The 20,228-nt window shown below is 44.1% G+C and carries 20 protein-coding genes and 1 pseudogene; 19 read left to right on the top strand and 2 right to left on the bottom strand.

All coding sequences use genetic code 11. From position 1 onward, the window contains the following. The 9 genes and pseudogenes from CU635_RS19760 to yajC all read left to right on the top strand — a co-directional run. A pseudogene (locus tag CU635_RS19760) lies at positions 1-760 on the top strand (SafA/ExsA family spore coat assembly protein); the annotation flags it as partial. Continuing rightward, complete coding sequence (locus CU635_RS19765; protein ID WP_101579092.1) at positions 744-1,721, top strand: phosphotransferase; 978 nt, start codon at positions 744-746, stop codon at positions 1,719-1,721. The pseudogene CU635_RS19760 and the gene CU635_RS19765, both read left to right, overlap by 17 nt. Positions 1,722-1,991: 270 nt before the next feature. After that, a complete protein-coding gene (locus tag CU635_RS19770) occupies positions 1,992-2,552 on the top strand; it encodes an intercompartmental signaling factor BofC (RefSeq protein ID WP_101579093.1) in 561 nt (186 codons plus the stop codon). Between the two features lie 165 nt (positions 2,553-2,717). After that, positions 2,718-3,326 (top strand): Holliday junction branch migration protein RuvA, encoded by a 609-nt coding sequence (ruvA, locus tag CU635_RS19775; protein ID WP_101579094.1) that lies wholly within the window; start codon positions 2,718-2,720, stop codon positions 3,324-3,326. Positions 3,327-3,397: 71 nt separating this feature from the next. Next, entirely contained in the window at positions 3,398-4,399 is a 1,002-nt protein-coding gene (ruvB, locus tag CU635_RS19780) for a Holliday junction branch migration DNA helicase RuvB (RefSeq protein ID WP_101579095.1), read from the top strand. Further along, positions 4,396-4,602, top strand: a complete 207-nt coding sequence (locus tag CU635_RS19785; RefSeq protein ID WP_101579096.1) for a DUF2905 domain-containing protein — start codon at positions 4,396-4,398, stop codon at positions 4,600-4,602. The genes ruvB and CU635_RS19785 overlap by 4 nt, the downstream gene beginning before the upstream one ends. A 40-nt stretch (positions 4,603-4,642) precedes the next feature. After that, a complete protein-coding gene (queA, locus tag CU635_RS19790; protein WP_101579097.1) occupies positions 4,643-5,671 on the top strand; it encodes a tRNA preQ1(34) S-adenosylmethionine ribosyltransferase-isomerase QueA in 1,029 nt (342 codons plus the stop codon). Positions 5,672-5,701: 30 nt separating this feature from the next. Further along, positions 5,702-6,841 carry a tRNA guanosine(34) transglycosylase Tgt gene (gene tgt / locus CU635_RS19795; RefSeq protein WP_101579098.1) on the top strand — a complete coding sequence of 380 codons (1,140 nt, stop codon included), beginning with the start codon at positions 5,702-5,704 and terminating at the stop codon, positions 6,839-6,841. A gap of 28 nt (positions 6,842-6,869) precedes the next feature. Further along, positions 6,870-7,151, top strand: coding sequence for a preprotein translocase subunit YajC (gene yajC, locus CU635_RS19800; protein ID WP_101579099.1), 282 nt, complete (start codon positions 6,870-6,872; stop codon positions 7,149-7,151). Positions 7,152-7,241: 90 nt separating this feature from the next. Here yajC and CU635_RS19805 read toward each other — a convergent pair whose 3' ends face one another. Further along, a complete protein-coding gene (locus tag CU635_RS19805; protein ID WP_180955657.1) occupies positions 7,242-7,628 on the bottom strand; it encodes a TIGR04086 family membrane protein in 387 nt (128 codons plus the stop codon). A gap of 283 nt (positions 7,629-7,911) precedes the next feature. Here CU635_RS19805 and CU635_RS19810 point away from each other — a divergent pair, with 283 nt between their 5' ends. After that, positions 7,912-8,553: a DUF421 domain-containing protein gene (locus CU635_RS19810; RefSeq protein WP_101579101.1), complete on the top strand. Its 642-nt coding sequence runs from the start codon at positions 7,912-7,914 to the stop codon at positions 8,551-8,553. A 37-nt stretch (positions 8,554-8,590) separates the two neighbouring features. Here CU635_RS19810 and spoVB read toward each other — a convergent pair whose 3' ends face one another. Continuing rightward, the gene (spoVB, locus tag CU635_RS19815) at positions 8,591-10,153 is read right to left on the bottom strand and encodes a stage V sporulation protein B (protein ID WP_101579102.1); all 1,563 of its coding nucleotides are present in this window, start codon (positions 10,151-10,153) and stop codon (positions 8,591-8,593) included. 136 nt (positions 10,154-10,289) lie between these two features. On the opposite strand from spoVB, the gene CU635_RS19820 reads away from it, so the two are divergent. From CU635_RS19820 to CU635_RS19860, 9 genes are all read left to right on the top strand, one after another. After that, positions 10,290-10,589, top strand: a complete 300-nt coding sequence (locus tag CU635_RS19820; protein ID WP_373270908.1) for a post-transcriptional regulator — start codon at positions 10,290-10,292, stop codon at positions 10,587-10,589. Between the two features lie 132 nt (positions 10,590-10,721). Then, positions 10,722-12,986 carry a protein translocase subunit SecDF gene (secDF, locus tag CU635_RS19825; protein ID WP_101579103.1) on the top strand — a complete coding sequence of 755 codons (2,265 nt, stop codon included), beginning with the start codon at positions 10,722-10,724 and terminating at the stop codon, positions 12,984-12,986. Between the two features lie 129 nt (positions 12,987-13,115). Next, the gene (locus tag CU635_RS19830; protein WP_101579104.1) at positions 13,116-14,045 is read left to right on the top strand and encodes a cation diffusion facilitator family transporter; all 930 of its coding nucleotides are present in this window, start codon (positions 13,116-13,118) and stop codon (positions 14,043-14,045) included. A 58-nt stretch (positions 14,046-14,103) separates the two neighbouring features. Further along, entirely contained in the window at positions 14,104-14,412 is a 309-nt protein-coding gene (locus CU635_RS19835) for a LapA family protein (RefSeq protein WP_101579112.1), read from the top strand. A 157-nt stretch (positions 14,413-14,569) separates the two neighbouring features. Beyond that, positions 14,570-15,136 carry a tyrosine-type recombinase/integrase gene (locus tag CU635_RS19840; protein WP_101579105.1) on the top strand — a complete coding sequence of 189 codons (567 nt, stop codon included), beginning with the start codon at positions 14,570-14,572 and terminating at the stop codon, positions 15,134-15,136. Positions 15,137-15,228: 92 nt separating this feature from the next. Beyond that, entirely contained in the window at positions 15,229-15,723 is a 495-nt protein-coding gene (locus CU635_RS19845) for a cation:proton antiporter regulatory subunit (RefSeq protein WP_101579106.1), read from the top strand. A gap of 10 nt (positions 15,724-15,733) precedes the next feature. Further along, positions 15,734-16,954, top strand: a complete 1,221-nt coding sequence (locus tag CU635_RS19850) for a cation:proton antiporter (RefSeq protein ID WP_101579107.1) — start codon at positions 15,734-15,736, stop codon at positions 16,952-16,954. A gap of 163 nt (positions 16,955-17,117) precedes the next feature. Further along, complete coding sequence (gene recJ, locus CU635_RS19855; protein WP_101579108.1) at positions 17,118-19,484, top strand: single-stranded-DNA-specific exonuclease RecJ; 2,367 nt, start codon at positions 17,118-17,120, stop codon at positions 19,482-19,484. After that, positions 19,475-19,987: an adenine phosphoribosyltransferase gene (locus CU635_RS19860; protein ID WP_101579109.1), complete on the top strand. Its 513-nt coding sequence runs from the start codon at positions 19,475-19,477 to the stop codon at positions 19,985-19,987. Before recJ ends, CU635_RS19860 begins: the two co-directional genes overlap by 10 nt. Positions 19,988-20,228: the final 241 nt, after the last annotated feature.

Here is a 20,228-nt window from a genome sequence, read left to right on the forward strand (position 1 = left end):
GCCGTTTCCGTCGCAAGTAGGTGGAGCCATGGATTACCAGATGCCGTTCCCGTCGCAAGTAGGCGGAGCCATGGACTGCCAGATGCCGTTTCCGTCGCAAGTAGGTGGAGCCATGGATTACCAGATGCCGTTCCCGTCGCAAGTAGGCGGAGCCATGGACTGCCAGATGCCGTTTCCGTCGCAAGTAGGTGGAGCCATGGATTACCAGATGCCATTTCCGTCGCAAGTAGGTGGAGCCATGGATGACTACCAGGCACCATTCCCGTCGCAAGTAGATGACTACCAGGCACCATTCCCGTCGCAAGTAGGTGGAGCCATGGATTACCAGATGCCATTCCCGTCGCAAGTAGGTGGAGCCATGGATGACTACCAGGCACCATTCCCGTCGCAAGTAGCGGGAGTGAAGGAAGATTATGAAATGCCATTGTCTCCGCAAGTCAAGGGAGTAAAAGAAGAATATCAACCCCCGCTGTGGAGGGAACAAATGCCGCAACAGATGCCAGTAAAAGGGGTAGAGGACGTAGCTGATAGCGGATGTAAAGATCCGGCACAAGTCAAGGGGCCATTTGCGGGGCAAGGTAATCCATTTCCACCTCCTGTTGGCCCGGCTCCAGGAACAGCGCCAATTTTCACACCGCAGCATGGGCAATTTGCTCAACCGCCATTTGTAAACCCATATGGATACGGTTCCGGCCCGATGGATGGAAGCCCGTATGGCATGCCGCGCTATCTGGACGAAAGCAATGATAATGAAGACTAAAAACGGGGGAGACGATTGTTTTCATAATCGTCTCCTCTCTTTTTTAAAAAAGGAAATACGCTTTGAATTGATTGAATTTAGACTGATCAGAAAAAATGTCTTTTTTGTTGTAACAAGCCAATTTCCTTTTATATTAAAAGGCTACTCAACCTTACGCCGTTTGAAGCTGCAGCAAGCGTTTACCGCGTCCTTAAAAAAAGAGGGATTCCAAAATACTTACTCGTTTTACGACATGACGAACGGAAAACCTCTCTTTTTTGAAAAAAATTATTATGGGTGTCTCGAATATTTGGAAAAAGGTGACCGTCCCTTTAACTACCGCTCAGCTTCCAGCCGTATCGCCGGTTTAAATCTTTTGGCTGAATATCACAATGTTTCAAAGAAATTGGCGAAGCGATATGAATCGTTGTTGCCAACTTATAAATTGCTTGAAAAGTGGCAGGAAAGGTTGCTGCTTTTTAAAAAAAATCTCCCTGTCGTCTCTTATTATGTCGATCAACAAATAATCGACCACTTAATTCATTGCGGCGAGCATGTTTTAACATATTTAAAGAAAACAAAGGAAGAACCTCAATCCGATTCGGAAACGATTTTGCATGGAGATGTTGCCCATCATAATTTCCTTCAAACCGGAAAAAAACTTCATTTAATCGATTTCGATTTAATCAGCATTGGGCCGGAAAGCGCCGATTACCTCCAATATGCAAACCGGATCCTCCCATTTATCAATTGGTCCGCCGGGGAATTGTTTCGCCACCCGATATTGGAAACATACAAGAACGACCAGCTTTTCCTCTATTCCTTAATGTTTCCGACTGATATTTTCCGGGAATGGAACAGGGTGATAAGAGAAGAAACATATCGGGATCCAAAAAAATTAACGGTTGTTAAAAGCATGACAACCGACCAATTTCCACTAAGGCAGCAATTTATGGTTGAGGTAAACGATATGGTGCAATGAAAGTAGAGTTGAACAAGCAATTTGCACACGTCAGGAGGCAATGCCAATGAAGAAGGCAGACAAATAGGAAAAAAAGCTTGCACTTTTGCTGATTGTCATCGCTCTGCTACTATTCTTGTCATTGATAAGGCGGTTGCTGATGGGTTGAAATATCCCTGATAAGCATAGCGACTGGTCGCAGAATAAATTTACCTATTTTGGGGAGACTATGGGTGAAACAAAGATGAAGTTGCGGAGATATGTTCCGTATTTTTAGATGGGGTGATCTGGATGAGATCCAAATGGGCGGCTATAGTGTTAAGTATCTTGGGGTGTTTCGCAGCCTGGCTTTTTGTTGAGCCATTTAATCTTGAAATGCAGCTTCAGGAAACAACGGTATCCGCTCAGGAGAAGCCTCAAAAGGGCGAGAAAATTTCCGGCCCGCTCGAAATTTCCGTTATTTTTGAGAGAGTATACCTCGATGGGGAAATCAGTGAAGAAAGAGTAAAAGAAACGGTCTGGTCGACTGAGGATTTTTGGGCAAAGTATGCCGGGTGGCAAATCGTTGATCTGGGGGAGAACAGGGTTGTTTTTCGCCAGCATATCGACGACATATCTCCGCTGCTTAAAGCAAACGGTTACTTTGGGATTACGGATAAGGGGATATTGACGATTTTTAATGGAAGACCCGATCAATCCAATGTAATTCACTCCTTTTTCCAGATTGATATCGGAAAACTGGAGAGCGTTAAACGGGAACAGTTGAAAAAAGGTATCCCCGTTATGACGAAGGATCGCTATGAAAAAGTATTGGAAACTTTTAAAACGTACTCCACGCAGAAACAACAATAAACTGAAGTAATGAAAATATATTATTTTTCGAAGCTGATAAAAGGACCGACCCAAGGTCCTTTTTGTTCTGCATCGATCAAATACAATCCCCGTCGCGATGAAAAATATCAAAAATATAAATAGTATGTTAAAATGGTCTACAGCAAACCAGGGGAGAGAAAGAGATTGTTTGAATATATAAAAGGAATCGTCGACTTTGTCGGACCGGAATATATCGTTGTTGAAAATAATGGGGTTGGTTTTCAGATAATCACGCCAAATCCGTTCACCTACTCAACGGAAGCCGGCCGCGAGATTCGCGTTTATACATACCACTATGTTAGAGAAGATGCGATGGCTTTGTATGGATTTCATTCCAGAGAAGAGAAATCGATGTTTACAAAGCTGCTGAATGTTTCAGGGATTGGGCCAAAGGGCGCATTGGCGATACTTGCATCAGGTGAACCAGGGCAAGTTGTTCAGGCAATCGAAAATGAAGATGAGGCGTTCTTAGTAAAGTTTCCTGGCGTGGGGAAAAAAACGGCGCGACAAATGATCCTCGATTTAAAAGGGAAATTGCATAATATCGTTCCCGACTTTTTTCCCGACTTGTTTACTGCCGATGAAAGCAACCTTGGAATGAGCGGACCATTGGAACTGGAAGAAGCCATTTTAGCGTTAAAGAGCCTTGGATACTCAGATCGGGAGATTAATAAAATTTCCCCAGAGCTGAGAAAAGAAAAACTCACGACCGACCAATACATCAAAAAAGCATTGCAGAAGCTTCTTAAGTAAAATAATGCTGCGGTGGCTAAAATCCTTCGCCCATGGCTTTTTGGAACAACTTAAAAAAGGGTGATCACAAAATGGAAGACCGAATTATGTCCGGAGAAGCGGACGGACAAGATGTTTCGTTTGAGCTCAGCCTCCGTCCGCAAACGTTGAAACAATATATTGGGCAGGACAAGGTAAAAGAAAACCTGGCGATCTTTATTGAAGCGGCCAAGCTGCGCCAGGAAACGCTTGACCATGTTCTGCTGTACGGACCTCCAGGTCTTGGGAAAACAACGCTTGCTGCAATCATTGCCAATGAAATGGGCGTTAATATCCGGACAACTGCTGGCCCTGCCATTGAACGGCCGGGTGATTTGGCAGCGATTTTAACTGCCCTGGAACCTGGTGATGTTCTTTTTATTGACGAAATTCACCGGCTGCCAAGGTCGATAGAAGAAGTATTGTATCCGGCGATGGAAGACTTTTGCCTCGATATTGTAATCGGAAAAGGCCCGAGTGCGAGATCGGTCAGGCTTGATCTGCCGCCTTTCACATTGGTTGGTGCTACGACGAGAGCGGGTTCATTATCAGCCCCATTAAGAGACAGGTTTGGAGTTCTTAGCAGACTGGAATACTATAATGAAAACCAATTAAAGTCGATAGTTACAAGAACGGCGGATTTGCTTGAAACAGAGATTGACGGTCCTGCTGCGTCGGAAATTGCGCGAAGATCGAGGGGGACCCCGAGAATTGCCAACCGGATTTTGCGCCGGGTCAGGGATTTTGCGCAAGTAAGGGGGAACGGTGAGATCAATGCGGATCTTTCCGAATATGCTTTGGAGCTGCTCCAGGTTGACCGCCTTGGCCTTGACCATATTGACCACAAGCTGTTACAAAATATTATCGGGAAATTTCGCGGCGGTCCGGTCGGGCTGGAAACGATTGCTGCTACAATTGGCGAAGAAGCCCATACAATCGAGGATGTTTACGAGCCATATCTCCTGCAAATCGGCTTTCTGCAGCGGACGCCGCGTGGAAGAATCGTGACTGATTTAGCATATCGACACTTTCAAATGGAGGTGCCCGCTGAATGACGGGAATTTCGAAGCTGTTAATGACGCTTGGAGTCATCATCTTTGTTGTCGGCTTTCTGATGCAATTTATTTCTTTAGGGAAATTGCCAGGTGATATTCTTGTCAAAAAAGGAAATACGACCTTTTACTTTCCAATCGTCACATCAATTCTCATCAGCATTATTTTGTCGGCAATTTTCTATTTTATCGGCAGGTTTCGTTGACCAGCTGGAGGAACAGTTAGCTTATAGATAGGGTGACAACATGAACGTAGAATTATTTGATTTTGATTTGCCTGCCGAATTGATCGCGCAGGTTCCTTTAAAAAATCGGACGGACAGCCGCCTGATGGTTCTAAATAAAGAATCCGGTGAAATTAGGCATGACACCTTTAAAAATATTGGCGACTATTTTAAAAAAGGGGACTGTCTTGTCTTGAATGATACCCGTGTTCTGCCCGCCAGGCTGTACGGTGCGAAACAGGACACAGGTGCAAAAATCGAGGTGCTGCTGCTTAAGCAGCAGGATGGAGATCGCTGGGAAACGCTTGTAAAGCCTGCAAAACGGGTCAGGAAAGGGACAAAAATTGACTTTGGTGACGGACTCCTTTCAGCTGTTTGTGTTGGGGAAGCCGAGCACGGAGGCCGGATCCTCGAGTTCAGCTACGAGGGAATTTTTTATGAAGTGCTCGAAGGACTTGGAGAAATGCCGCTTCCTCCATATATTAAAGAGCAATTGGATGACAGGGACCGATACCAGACCGTGTTTGCCCGCGAAAGAGGATCCGCTGCGGCGCCGACGGCAGGGCTTCATTTTACCGAAGCGCTCCTGGAGCAACTGCGGGTACTCGGCGTTCATATCGCCTTTATTACTCTGCATGTTGGACTTGGAACATTTCGGCCGGTAAACGTTGAAAATATTCATGAGCATCAAATGCATGCCGAATTCTATCAGGTTTCAGAAGGGACTGCCCGGCTTCTGAATGACGTAAGGAGCAAAGGGGGAAGAATTATTACTGTTGGAACAACTTCCACCCGAACACTCGAAACGATTGCTGCCGCGCATGACGGTACTTTTGTTGCCGAGAGCGGCTGGACGGACATCTTTATCTATCCAGGTTATCACTTTAAAGCAATTGATGGGATGATTACGAATTTCCACCTGCCAATGTCGACGCTGATCATGCTGGTCAGTGCCTTGGCTGGACGGGAAAACGTCTTGAACGCCTATCAAATTGCTGTAAAGGAAAGATACCGTTTTTTCAGTTTTGGAGATGCGATGCTGCTTTTATAGTGAAGGTTGGTGAAAGGAGAATACAAGGATTTGACTGCAATTCGTTATGAATTAATCAAAACATGTAAACAAACAGGAGCACGGCTTGGCCGGGTTCATACGCCGCACGGGTCATTTGAGACGCCGGTTTTTATGCCGGTCGGGACGCTGGCGACCGTAAAAACGATGTCTCCTGAAGAGTTGACGGAGATGGGTGCCGGAATCATTTTGAGTAACACATACCACCTATGGCTTCGGCCCGGGCATGATATCATCAAGGAAGCGGGCGGGCTTCATAAGTTTATGAATTGGGACAAAGCGATTTTAACCGATTCGGGCGGGTTTCAAGTATTCAGTTTAAGTGAGTTTCGCAAAATAGAAGAAGAAGGCGTTCATTTCCGCAATCATTTGAATGGTGATAAGCTTTTTTTATCACCGGAAAAAGCAATGGACATCCAGAATGCGCTCGGCTCGGATATCATGATGGCGTTTGACGAGTGTCCGCCTTATCCGGCTTCTTTTGAATATATGAAGAGCTCTGTGGAACGGACTTCACGCTGGGCCGAACGCTGCCTGGCTGCGCATAAGCGGCCTAAAGATCAGGGGCTGTTTGGAATCGTCCAGGGCGGGGAGTATGAGGAATTGCGGAAGCAAAGCGCCAGAGACCTGGTTTCACTTGATTTTCCCGGCTATGCAGTCGGCGGCCTTTCTGTAGGGGAGCCAAAGGATGTCATGAATACGGTTCTCGAGTTTACGACACCGCTGCTTCCTGCAAATAAGCCAAGATATTTAATGGGAGTCGGCTCTCCGGACTCGCTGATTGACGGCGCGATTCGCGGCATTGATATGTTCGACTGCGTGCTGCCAACCAGAATTGCCCGAAACGGGACATTGATGACAAGTGAAGGGCGTTTGGTTGTTAAAAATGCGAAATATGCCCGCGATTTTGGCCCGCTTGATCCGGAATGCGATTGCTATACATGCCGGAATTACAGCCGTGCGTATATTCGCCACCTGATTCGCAGTGAAGAAACATTCGGAATCCGGCTTACAACTTACCATAATCTCTATTTTCTGTTAAAATTAATGGAGCAAGTCAGACAAGCGATCCGTGAAGACCGTCTTGGTGACTTTAAAGAAGAGTTTTTTGAGAAATACGGATTCAATAAACCGAATGCAAAAAACTTTTAATAATCGCTACTGAAAGGAGGGGAAAAATATGGATCTATTAACGTCTTTAGGACCAATCCTGTTGATGTTCGTCATTTTTTACTTTTTGTTGATTCGCCCGCAGCAGAAGCGCCAGAAGGCTGTTTCACAGATGCAACGCGACTTGAAAAAAGGTGATAAGGTTGTTACAATCGGCGGATTGCATGGTATTGTTGATGCATTGGATGAAGATAAAGTTGTCATCAAATGCGGAGACGGAAGCCGTCTTACATACGATCGCGCAGCCATCCGTGATGTAACGGAAGCAAGCGGCGATGTCCTTGCAAATTAATCACAAGCACAAGAAGGAAGCATCCTGCTCAAGGGTCGCTTCCTTTTGCTGTTTAACGTGGAATATTTGATGCTTGGAGGCTTATCCTGGCTAAGCTGTTCTTGATTTACCCATCAGGTTGACGCCGAGAATTCCACCCATCATCGCAATTAAAATATAGCATGTATGATAAATAACCTGTTCTGCTGAGAAAAGGCTGTTATAGCCAAGATAGTAGAATAAAAAAACAACCAATGAATACAAAAGTCCCGTCAGACCCCCAAGCATCCAGCCCTTCTGTTTTCCTTTTCCCCCCGAGACAAAACCCCCTGTAAACAATGTGATGAAGGAAAAAGCTGTGATAATGAATTCCAGATCAGATTCCTGAACAGAAGTAAATCTCAATATGAGTGAAAGAATGAAAGTGCTCACAATTGCCAGCAGGAAAATCCCCATCAAACCATATAAAACAGCAGTCCCGTAGTTTTTAGTCTCCACATCGATACTCCTTTCCCTTTTGGTTGCCGTTCAGTAAACCAATTTCCCGGCAAACCCGATTTTTCCTTAGTACAAGCATATTCGGTTTTGAGAAAATTAGAATAAAAAAATCGCCTGTCCGATATTTGTCTTCCATTCATTTCAGGACGGCTTTATTTTTTTAAGTTTCAAACAGTGAGTTTTATCCGAGTTTTAAAGATTTCTTTTTGGAAAAACCTGCATATAATGTTTCTTTCCTCATGGATAAAACTAATAGTATGTATGTTGTGAAGGGGGAACCATAGTGGAAGAATATCTTGCGATTATTTTCAGGACTTTATTTGTATACACATTGATTTTGTTTATCTTCCGGCTGATGGGAAAGCGGGAAATCGGCGAGCTGAGCATATTGGATTTGGTTGTGTTTATTATGATCGCAGAGCTCGCCGTCGTCGCAATTGAGGATCCGAAAGATCCGCTAATTGACACAATTTTGCCGATGGGATTACTGATGGTCGTCCAAATTGGCTTAGCGTTCATCTCGTTGAAAAGCAAGAAGTTTCGCGACCTGATTGACGGGCGGCCCAGCGTGATCATCAATAAAGGAAAAATTGACGAAAAGGCGATGAAACAGCAGCGCTACAATTTTGATGACCTGATGCTCCAGCTAAGAGAAAAGCATATCCGCAACATAGCTGACGTTAAATTTGCTATTTTAGAACCGTCAGGCCAACTTTCTGTGTTTGAAAAAAGCAAGGATGCAGGGCAAATCACGATTCCGCTTATTGTCGACGGAGTCATTCAGGCAGAGCATTTAGCCACGATTGACAAAACAAGTTTGTGGCTGCGCCAGGAGCTGCGAAAACGAGGCTATAAGGACGTCAAAAAAATCTCTTTTTGCAGCTTCCAAAATGGTAAGTTCTTTATAGACACCATAGATGAATAGAAAAAAGCCTGGCGTTGTTTCTGCCAGCGTTTTGCTCTTAATGAAACGCCCATTTTGCCAGCGTGTTGCCAATCCAGGGAATTCTTTTTAAATCATCGGCTTTAATTAGACCGCTAACTAATAAGAGTGCAAAGTAAATGCACGCCATTGCACCCGCTGCCGCAATCACTTTCCATAGGAGATAAGTGGACGTAAGGATGTTCTCAACCAGCCAAAAGCCGGCCCATCCGGTTATCCCCATTGCTAAAAACGTTTTTATATAGTCCCTTGTATAAAAGGTGAAGGAAATCGTTTTTAAAACTGTCGCCAAGTGGAGCATGGTTACGAGAACAAAACCAACGATTATACCTAGGGCCGCACCTTTAATGCCGAATGTTGGCTGGCTTGCCAACAAGAAAATAACAGCGATTTTGACGATATTTCCGATTAAACTGTTGGTCATGGCTGCACGAGCCAAGTCAAGTGCCTGCAGCATTGCCTGCAAAGGTCCCTGATAATAGTAAAACAAAAAGAACGGGGCCATCAATTTTATAAATTGCGCTCCGCTTTTTGCCCCGTACATGAGCTGCATTAATTCTTCCGCGAGGACATATAAAACGACGACCGAAAGTCCGCCGGTTACGAGAGCGAACCGCAGCGATTGCTGGAGGCGGTATTCAATGAGGCGCATATTGTTTTGGGAGTTCGCTTCACTGATTGCCGGAACAAGCGAGGTTGCCAAAGAATATGTAATAAACGAAGGAAGCAAAAGCAACGGCAGGGCGTATCCAGTCAGGGCTCCGTATTGCTTTGTGGCTGCCGAGGCAGCTACGCCGGCTAACGCTAAGCTATGGGCTATGACAATTGGTTCAAAAAACCAGGAAACAGAACCGATCAACCGGCTTCCCGTAGTCGGAAGGCCGATCGCCATCAATTCACGGAGCGTACCCTTTCCCGAACGGGCGAACTGGAAAAACTTCTTGCGGAACGGGAACTGTTTTTTTAGCTTAAAAGTTGTCATTAAATAGAAAAGCGAGGCAAGTTCACCAATGACAGAGGCGAACATTGCTGCTGCAGCAGCATAGGCAATTCCATAAGGAAGAAAAGCTTTTGTTAATACGGCAATTAATGTAATGCGGACAATTTGTTCAAGAACTTGCGAATAGGCTGCCGGCTTCATATTCTGTTTTCCTTGAAAATAGCCGCGGATCACTGAGGAAACGGCAATAATCGGGATAATCGGTGCAATCGCCATCAATGGATATACTGTTCGCGTGTCTGTAAACAATGTTTGCGATAAATAAGGGGCGAGTAAAATCAACGCCGGCGTGAACAGCAAAGATAAAGTAAGCGTTGTCGCTAACGAAACAACAAGAACTTTTTTTACTTTGTGGTGATCTCCGCGTGCTTCAGCCTCTGCTATACTTTTTGAAATGGCGACCGGCAACCCGAGCTGTGTCAGTGTAATCACCAATATCAATGTCGGAAAAACCATCATATATAAGCCAACGCCCTCTACCCCGATAAAACGGGCGATCACGATTCGATTTATAAAGCCGAGCACCCTTGTGACCAAGCCGGCTGCCAAAAGAATAAGGGTTCCTCTTAAAAACTTAGACATCCCGGTCCCTGCCTTCTCAAAATAGCTATTATCATATACAATTAACTATATGCAACAAAGTGGACAAAGCATGACAAGGTTTCGGACTTTTTCCATTCATCTTAAAAAATTGATACAGCGGCGAGGAGGCGGCTGAATGATGCACATTGGCCATGAATATGATCGGTTTTACAGCCAGGTTAAACCTGCATTGCACAGCAAGCTGGATGAATTTAAATTGCTTGGCTATGAAACGATTACCGAACATGAACTGTGGGATTACATGGTAAAAAAGAAGTGGAAAAAAACGAGAGAGGATATATTAATTCATGAAATTGTTCAGGAAATTCTCTCTGTTAAGGTGAATGAGTATATGAACTTTGCAACGGTTGAAGCATTTAAACAGGCAGATTTTCATTTCAGCAATGAAGAGGACCGAAGAGAGTTTTTAAAATAATTAGCATAATTTTACCTTTATACACAAATTGACAGTATTTCTATTCTGTTTCATAATGAAAATGGTAGTTTTACAGGATGCCAGTTATTCTTGGCAATCCGCTGGTTTATATTTAAGGAGGACGTATAGGTAATGAGAAAGCGCGGTCGGATCATCGCGTTCTTCCTGCTTGTCCTGGTTCTTGGGACTGTGATGGGTGGAGCGACGAACAACATTATTAACAATATCAAGCTTGGCCTTGACCTCCAGGGCGGCTTTGAAGTTTTATATGAAGTGAAACCTGCTGAAAAAGGGCAGAAGATTGACAAGGAAATGCTTGTCAGCACGGCTGAAGCTCTTGAAAGAAGGGTGAACGTCCTCGGTGTCAGCGAGCCGAATATTCAAATTGAAGGGGATGACCGGATCCGCGTCCAGCTTGCCGGTGTTGAAGACCAAAATCAGGCCCGCGAGATTTTGTCTACAGAGGCGAATTTGACTTTCCGGGATTATCAGGATAAAGAAATGATGGATGGCAGCGACCTTGCGGAGGGCGGTGCAAAGCAAAGCTTCGATCAAAATGGCACGCCAAGCGTTTCTCTTAAACTTAAGAGCGCGGACAAGTTTAGAGAAGTAACCGAACAAATCGTTGCCAATCAACCGAATAACGTGCTTGTTATTTGGCTTGATTTTGAGGAAGGGAAGGATTCCTACCAGGAAGAAGTCGGGAAAGCAGACCCGAAGTTTATCTCCAATCCAGCAGTAGACCAGGTATTCAGCCAGGATACAGTTTCAATTGAAGGTAATTTCACGCTGGAAGAAGCAACTACGCTGGCGTCGCTGTTGAATGCAGGCGCACTCCCTGTTGAACTGGATGAAATTTATTCAACATCTGTTGGAGCGAAGTTTGGCGAGAACGCCATGGATAAGACGGTGATGGCCGGTATTATCGGGGTTGCCATCGTATTTTTGTTTATGATGTTCTATTACCGTTTTCCGGGTTTTATCGCAACGATTACCTTAACGGTATATCTGTTCCTGACAATACTGATTTTTGATTTGTTGAATGTCGTCTTAACCTTGCCGGGTGTTGCAGCCCTGATCCTTGGTGTCGGGATGGCCGTTGATGCCAACATTATTACTTACGAACGGATCCGGGAAGAAATTAGAGTTGGCAAGTCAATAAAAGCGGCTTTTAAAGCAGGAAACGAGAACTCGTTTGCGGCTGTAACGGATTCCAACATAACAACGCTTTTGGCCGGCGCCGTGCTGTTCTTTTACGGGACAAGCTCTGTCAAAGGCTTTGCGACAAGCTTAATTATCGGTATTTTAGGAAGCTTTTTTACGAACGTATACTTTTCAAGGCTTTTGCTCGGGCTCTGGGTAAAAAGTGGCTTTTTGGATAAAAAACCAGGCTGGTTCGGCGTTAAGAAAAGCCAGATCAAAGATATCAAAGAGAATTTTGATACATTGGACCTGCCGACAAAATTTGACCGCTTTGATTTTGTGAAGCATCGAAAAAAATTCTTTGTTCTTTCAGGACTGTTTTTTGCTGTCGGTATGATTATTCTCGCAGTTTTCCGCTTGAACCTCGGCATCGATTTTGCGAGTGGAACGAGAGTGGAAATTCTCGCCGACAAAGCGATTACGACGGAAGAATTACAGGATGAACTACAAGAAATAAACTTTGAAACAAACGATATCGTCATCTCCGGGGATGAAAGTAACATCGGGGTGGCCCGTTTTAAAGGCGTGTTAACGAAGAGTGAAATTGCCGATATTAAGTCGCATTTTTCTGAAGCGTATGGATCTGAACCGAATATCAGCAGCGTGTCACCGACCATCGGGATCGAATTGGCGAAGAATGCCGGGATGGCTCTATTGATTGCCTCAATCGGCATCATTTTATACGTAACGATCCGCTTTGAAATGCCGATGGCTGTATCGGCGGTGATCGCCTTGCTTTATGCCGCATTCTTTACGATACCGGTGTTCAGCTTATTGCAATTGGAAGTAGATCTCACATTTATCGCAGCCTTGCTAACGATTGTCGGTTATGCAATCAATGACACAATCGTTACATTCGACCGGATGCGCGAAAATATGCAGAAAAAACGCCGTTTAAAAACCGTCGAAGAAATTGCTGATGTCGTTAATACGAGTACAAGGCAAACGATGGGGCGCTCTCTTAATACGGTTGGAATGGTCACGATCACAGTAGTGGCGATGTTGATTTTTGGAAGTGAATCAATTCGCAATTTCTCGATGGCCTTGCTTGTCGGGCTTATTGCCGGAACGTATTCGTCCATCTTTATTGCCGCCCAGTTGTGGTTTGAGTGGAAAAAACGGGAATTGAAAAAGAAGGGTGTTTTAATCACCTATAAGGAAAAAAGAAAAATTAGTGATCAACCGCAAGTATAAACCGCAGATTTCTGCGGTTTATTTTTTTTTTTTTAAACCTATTGTTACTCATTAAAATTCTCTGCAAATCCAATAATAAAGGAATGGATTGAAATACTGGAAGCCGATCTGCAGAAAGGGAGTTTAAGATTGGATCATAATAATCGTTTTAAACAAGCGGAGTCCGCGGCAATCTTGGGGATGGCCGGCAATGCCGTTTTGGCTATTATAAAATGGATAATCGGAGTCAACGCGAACAGCAAAGCTTTAATCGCCGATGCTGTGCACTCCGCTTCTGACATATCCGGTTCCCTCGCTGTATTTATTGGCTTGCGGGCATCCAGGCAGCCTCCTGATGAAGACCACCCATACGGGCACGGAAAAGCAGAATCGATTGCTGCAATCATTGTTGCCGTTTTAATGGTTATGATTGGCTTTGAAGTAGGGAAAGCATCATTTGAAGCCTTGTTCGAGCCGCTTCAAGCACCAAAGGGGATCGCGATTGTTGCGGTCGTGATTTCGATTATTGTCAAGGAAGCGATGTTTCGATATAACTATAACTTGGGAAAAAGGTTGAATAGTGATGCACTTATTGTAAACGCGTATGATCATCGTTCGGACGTTTACTCGTCGATTGCCGCCCTGATTGGGATATGTGCTGCTATTGTTGGCGGATGGCTCGGGTTTGATTGGCTCGTTTATGCAGACCCTGTTGCCGGTTTTTTTGTTGCTTTACTTATTATTAAAATGGCCTGGACGCTTGGAAGAGAATCGATCCACAATACTTTGGACCATGTTCTCCATGAGGAAGATACACAAGAATTTAGAAACATTGTTGAAAATATTCCTGAGGTCAAGAAGATTGATGTGCTTCACGCCAGGGAGCACGGGCATTATGTAATAATCGATTTGAAAATCTCGGTTGATCCTGTGATCACCGTTGAAGAAGGGCACCGGATTGGGAAAAAGGTAAAAGAACGGCTGATGAAAATGGGCAATGTCCACAATGTCTTTGTCCATATTAACCCGTACAACTCGGAAAAGATTAAGATTGATGATGAAATTTTCATTGAGAGCTGAGAAAAAGCTTCTGTCACTTCAGGAATTGACACTTGAAAGAAGATTGGAGGGGGATGATTTGCGAGTCCAATGGATTCTACTGCTGGGAATTTTGTTTGCTTTGCTTGTTGCAGTCTTCGCGGTCATCAATGTTGAACCTGTAACCGTCAATTTTTTCTTTGGCAGATCGGAATGGCCTCTTATTCTCGTTATTTTAGGCTCTGTTTTTATGGGGGGGATGATTATCGGTTCTGTTGGCTTATTTCGTATTTATGTTATGCAGAGAAAAATCAAGCTACTGGAAAAAGAGAACGAAAGGCTGCGGACCGAGACGGAGGGAATTGACAAAATCGAAGGGATCGAAGAATCGAATATAACTTCCAAGTGACGTGAAGGACAGTCCCCGCAGCTGTCCTTTTTGCCTGCAGACGTGCCGTCGGAAGGAGCAGATCAGCTTAAGTTTTCTAAAAATGAAGCATAATAGACATGTTACATAATAGTATGTAATAATAGGATTATGTAATATTGATCCAAGGGGTTGGCATATGGAATATGTTGAGGCTATACGAGATATAAAACACATTCAAGCGATGAAAAAAGTGTTGAAAATGCACTCCCAGCGCGATTATTTGCTGTTTGTACTCGGCATTAATACAGGTATAAAGATTACTGAAATGCTTGATATTAAAGTGAGCGATGTCGCCGAAAACAATGGAAAGGTCAAAGATTCTTTGCACCTGTTTTGTATGGATAAAAACAAACAGAAGAGCATTCACTTAAATAGAAAAGCAAAAGCGGCAATTAAAGAATACCTGGCAGCAGTAAACCTAAATCAAGACGACTATTTATTTAAGTCTTCAAAAACAGATAAGCCTATATCACGGCAACAGGCATACCGTATCATTAATGATGCCGCAAAGGAGGTTGGGATAACAGCAAAAATAGGCACGAATTCGTTGCGCAAGACATTTGGGTTTCATGCCTACAAACGGGGGGTTGCGATTTCCCTTTTACAGGAATATTTCCATCATTCCACACCTGCTGAGACTATGAAGTATATAGGTGTGACAAAAGCCGAAAAGATCGTTACAGAGATCGATGTTAATTTGTGAGTTGCAATGCCGTTTATGTTTCGTATAACCCCAAGTTGAATATCCAGCACCTGGTCATTATGTTACCCCCAAACAATTGAGGAGGATTTATTATGAACATCCGCGAAATCGAGCTTCCGGGAATCGGGCAAAAGTTTGAAATCATTACTAAGAACAAGGATAAGGTTGTCATTATTATCCACGATGATGGCCGCCGCGAGATTTACCATTTTGATGATGATGATTACGAGGAAAGCATTTCGAATATAACTTTTAATGATTCAGAAGCAAGACGAGTAGCAGCGATTTTAGGCGGCATGGTTTATAAGCCGCAAGCTCTTGAATCTGTTGAAATGGCTTTTGCCGGCTTGGTTATCGAGTGGTTTAAGGTTGAGCCGAATGCCCCGGTCGTCAGTCAGACGATTGGAGGCATTGATCTTCGAAATAAATATGGGGTCAATGTGATAGCCATCATGAAAAAGAGTTTGCGCAAGGTGATCAGTCCAGGTCCGGATGCGCTGATTGAAGCAGGGGATACGTTAGTTATTTCAGGAGAAAGAAGTGAGCTGAAGAGCTTCATAAAAGAAATGCTGACAAGTGAGGGGTGAGACTATATAGATGGATTATTTAGTGTTTGAAGTTGGTACAGCATTGGTCCTTGTAGCTTTAGCAGCGATTCTCGCCGGGAAGCTAAGATTCTCTATCATCCCTTTTTTGATCGTTCTTGGAATGATCGTCGGGCCGCACGCTCCTAAAATTGGGATTATTGATTTAACTTTCATAGAAAGCCGGGAAATTATCGAATTCCTCGGCCGAATCGGGGTTTTGTTTTTACTGTTTTATTTGGGTCTTGAATTTTCAATTGGAAAATTAATTAAGTCGGGAAAATCAATTGTTACAGGCGGGACTATTTATATCGTGATCAACTTTAGTTTGGGGTTGCTGTATGCCTATCTGATGGGTTTTCCGACTCTTGAAGTATTAATTATAGCGGGTATCGTAACGATCTCTTCTAGTGCGATTGTCGCAAAAGTTCTTGTTGACCTGAGGCGAACGGGTAATCCTGAAACCGAATTGATTCTAGGCATTATCATGTTTGAGGATATTTTCCTTGCCGTTTATCTTTCAGTTGTCTCAGGGTTAGTTCTTGGCGGATCGAGTTCATTCGGAGATGCAATCACCTCGATTCTGATTGCTCTCGGTTACATGCTATTATTTTTTATCATTGCCAGAAAAGCGACACCGCTTTTGAATCGGCTGCTCAATATTGCTTCAGATGAGATCTTCATCATTGTCGTGTTTGCCGCGCTGTTTTTCATCGCTGGATTTTCGGAGACGATCCATGTTGCTGAAGCGATCGGAGCCCTGCTGCTTGGACTCGTCTTATCAGAAACAGAGCAAAGTGAGCGGATTGAACACTTGGTTGTTCCTTTCAGGGATTTTTTCGGTGCGATCTTTTTCTTCAGCTTTGGCTTGAATATCGACCCATTTTCCCTCGGCGGAGCGGTGTGGCTCGTGCTCGGCGCTGTCGTTTTAACAATCGTCGGCAATTTTGTTGCAGGAATGATTGCGGGCCGGCGCACCGGTTTATCCTATAAAGCATCCTCCAATATCGGACTGACGATTGTCTCGCGCGGTGAATTTTCGATCATCGTCGCAAACATTGGGATTGCGGGTGGATTAATGCCGATACTAAAGCCATTTTCAGCTTTGTATGTGCTCATACTGGCGATTTTAGGACCGCTCCTTACAAGGGAATCGAAAACCATCTACAGGTTATTAGATAAAATCTTTAAGTGGAGCAACAAGCCAAAAAAATTGAGAGCCCCAGCTGAATAAGCATAAAAAAATAACGTATCTTAGATGCGTTATTTTTTTTGTTTTAACTCAGGCTTTTTTGTGGAACCGGTTAAAATTAGCCGACAGTTGAACACGTACAGTCGATCTTTGATTGAATCACCATCCAAGCTCTAGTATAATAGTAAAGTTGAGGAGGGAACGTATGCTAAAGTCAAAAAAACGCTGGATTGTACAGCAGTCCAACCGGGAAAAATCAGAAGCACTGGCAAAAGAACTGAACATTACTCCTCTTGTAGCATCTTTGCTTATCAATCGCGGACTCGATACCGTGGAAGCGGCACGGTCTTTTTTATTTGATAAAGAACAGCAATTCCATGATCCATTTTTGCTTAAAGATATGGATAAAGCAGTACGGCGAATTCAAGAGGCGATCGGCAAGCAAGAGCCTATCTTGATTTTTGGAGATTATGACGCTGATGGAGTGAGCAGTACCGCTGTCATGATGACAACACTGGTTCAGCTAGGAGCCAATGTTGAATTTTACATACCTAATCGTTTTACAGAAGGATATGGCCCAAATGAACAGGCCTTTAGGAAAGCTGCTGAAAGAGGATTCACCCTGATCATTACGGTTGATACGGGAATTTCAGCACTCCATGAAGCAAAAATCGCGGCCGGGCTTGGCGTTGACCTCATCATTACCGATCACCATCAACCAGGTCCGGATTTACCGGAAGCTCTTGCGATCATTCACCCTAAACTGGAAGACAGCCTTTATCCGTTCCGGGAACTGGCGGGGGTGGGAGTTGCTTTAAAGCTTTCCCACGCACTTTACGGGAGAATGCCTGAGCATTTACTCGAATTTGCCGCGATCGGCACGATTGCAGATCTTGTTTCATTAACAGGGGAAAACAGGCTGATTGCCCGGCAAGGAATTCAGAGATTGAGCATAACAGAAAATAAAGGGCTGCAAGCCTTATTTAAAGTGACTGGTGCCGATACCGCCGCCATTACCGAAGAAACCGTCGGCTTTATGATTGCACCGCGAATCAATGCAGCCGGGAGATTAAAAAACGCTGATCCTGCCGTCAAGCTGCTTTTGACTGATGATGAGCTTGAAGCAGCCGCATTGGCGGAGGAAATTGATGAACTGAATAAACAGCGGCAAACACTTGTGAGCTCCATCGCGGAAGAGGCTATCAGGGAAGTAGAAGAAAACTTTCCTGTCGATGAACATGCAATGCTTGTCGTTGGCAAGGAGGGCTGGAATGCCGGCGTAATAGGCATTGTTGCCTCCCGGCTTGTCGAAACATTTTACCGGCCAGTCATTGTGTTCAGTTTTGATAAAGAGAAAGGCGAGGCGAAGGGCTCTGCCAGGAGCATCCCTGGCTTTGACCTGTATAAAAATCTCTCGCTCTGCAAGGACATTCTTCCCCATTTTGGCGGCCACCCGATGGCAGCGGGGATGACGCTGCAGCTTGAAAATGTGGACGAGCTCCGCTCCCGTCTCAATGACCTTGCCCAAGAAAAGCTTACCAAAGAGGATTTAATACCGGCCGTTAACCTGGATGCGAAAATCGACCTGAGTGAGATTCACTTGTCCTCGGTTAAGGAACTGCAAATGCTTGCTCCATATGGAACCGATAATCCAAAACCGAAAGTGCTTGTTGAAAATGCCGCAATCAGCAGCATGCGAAAAATTGGCTCCAACCAGGACCATCTGAAAATGACTCTTGCAGACAACGGGGCTGAATTGGACGGGATCGGGTTTGGGCTTGGCCATTTATACGACCATATTTCACCTGCAACAAAACTGTCAGTTATCGGAGAACTGTCGATTAATGAATGGAATAATATTCGCAAACCGCAAATCTTTTTGCATGACTTGTCGGTCGCAGCTTGGCAGCTCTTTGATTTCCGTGGATTAAAGCGCTATGACAGGCTGTCGGAGTCGATTCCAGCGACCAACTTGAAAGCCATTGTGTTTCATGAAGCGAACAAACAAAGATTTGCGGGCATCCTTAACGAGAAAATAATCTGTATTTCTTCTGAAGAAGAAGCGGCCCAATTGGATATTAATGATTGCAGCCTGCTAATCGTTGATCTCCCTCCGGCAAAAGAATGGCTGGCGAGGCTCATTGCCAATAAACGGCCGGCACGGATATACGTTCATTTTTATAAAGAAGACAGCGAGTTTTTTAGTACGCTGCCAACAAGGGAGCATTTTAAGTGGTATTATGCGTTCCTTGCGAAAAAGTCCCCATTCGATTTAAATCAGCTTGGCGACGCACTGGCAAAGAACAGGGGCTGGACGAAAGAAACGGTTGATTTTATGTCACAGGTGTTTTTTGAATTGGAGTTTGTTACAATAAACAATGGATTTATTTCCTTGCAACAAACGATAAATAAGCGTGATTTAACAGATTCAAAAACCTATCAAGCAAAACTTGCACAATATACTATTGAGAATGATTTGCTTTATTCGCCGTTTCAGCACTTAAAAGGCTGGTTCGACCAATACATTCAAGGGTCGGTTAAACATGAGGAGGCAATAAAAGAATGGATTTAAAACAATTTGTAACGATCGTTCCCGACTGGCCAAAACCGGGAATTAAATTCAAAGACATCACTACATTAATGGATAACGGCCAGGCATATAAATATGCAACAGACCAAATCGTTGCCTATGCAAAGGAGAGAAAAATAGATTTAGTGGTTGGTCCTGAGGCACGCGGTTTTATTATCGGCTGTCCGGTAGCGTATTCTCTTGAAGTAGGTTTTGCCCCTGTCAGAAAAGAAGGAAAGCTGCCGCGTGAAACAGTCAAAGTTGATTATGGCCTTGAGTATGGGAAAGACGTACTGACTATTCATAAGGATGCGATCAAGCCAGGGCAGCGGGTCTTGATTACCGATGACCTGCTCGCAACCGGGGGAACGATAGAAGCGACGATCAAATTGGTCGAGGAACTTGGCGGAATTGTCGCCGGAATCGCCTTTTTAATCGAATTAACCTATCTGGACGGCCGTAGCAAGCTTGATAATTACGACATTTTAACTTTAATGCAATTTTAAAGATGATAGGAAAGAGCACTTGGTTTGAAGGTGCTCTTTTTTATTGACATATGATCTATCGAAGTCTTAAATTCTGACCAAATTCGACATTTTCTTAGTTTTCCAGAAAAAATAAACTCCTTTCCCTTTACATCTTCTCCATTTTTTTTAATAATAGTAACAATCATTCTAAATATTGGGTTTGAGTCAAGCATTTGTTGGCGGAATTTATTTCCACCTAAAACGTGTAAGCGGATTCATG

It is taken from the genome of Bacillus canaveralius (genome assembly GCF_002860125.1).
Taxonomy (GTDB): Bacteria; Bacillota; Bacilli; order Bacillales; family Cytobacillaceae; genus Bacillus_BJ; species Bacillus_BJ canaveralius.

Coding starts and splice junctions, on each gene's coding strand:
- CU635_RS19765 (WP_101579092.1), top strand. CDS start 744: ATGATAATGAAGACTAAAAACGGGGGAGACGATTGTTTTCATAATCGT.
- CU635_RS19770 (WP_101579093.1), top strand. CDS start 1,992: ATGAGATCCAAATGGGCGGCTATAGTGTTAAGTATCTTGGGGTGTTTC.
- ruvB (WP_101579095.1), top strand. CDS start 3,398: ATGGAAGACCGAATTATGTCCGGAGAAGCGGACGGACAAGATGTTTCG.
- CU635_RS19785 (WP_101579096.1), top strand. CDS start 4,396: ATGACGGGAATTTCGAAGCTGTTAATGACGCTTGGAGTCATCATCTTT.
- queA (WP_101579097.1), top strand. CDS start 4,643: ATGAACGTAGAATTATTTGATTTTGATTTGCCTGCCGAATTGATCGCG.
- yajC (WP_101579099.1), top strand. CDS start 6,870: ATGGATCTATTAACGTCTTTAGGACCAATCCTGTTGATGTTCGTCATT.
- spoVB (WP_101579102.1), bottom strand. CDS start 10,153: ATGTCTAAGTTTTTAAGAGGAACCCTTATTCTTTTGGCAGCCGGCTTG.
- CU635_RS19820 (WP_373270908.1), top strand. CDS start 10,290: ATGATGCACATTGGCCATGAATATGATCGGTTTTACAGCCAGGTTAAA.
- secDF (WP_101579103.1), top strand. CDS start 10,722: ATGAGAAAGCGCGGTCGGATCATCGCGTTCTTCCTGCTTGTCCTGGTT.
- CU635_RS19840 (WP_101579105.1), top strand. CDS start 14,570: ATGGAATATGTTGAGGCTATACGAGATATAAAACACATTCAAGCGATG.
- CU635_RS19845 (WP_101579106.1), top strand. CDS start 15,229: ATGAACATCCGCGAAATCGAGCTTCCGGGAATCGGGCAAAAGTTTGAA.
- CU635_RS19850 (WP_101579107.1), top strand. CDS start 15,734: ATGGATTATTTAGTGTTTGAAGTTGGTACAGCATTGGTCCTTGTAGCT.
- recJ (WP_101579108.1), top strand. CDS start 17,118: ATGCTAAAGTCAAAAAAACGCTGGATTGTACAGCAGTCCAACCGGGAA.
- CU635_RS19860 (WP_101579109.1), top strand. CDS start 19,475: ATGGATTTAAAACAATTTGTAACGATCGTTCCCGACTGGCCAAAACCG.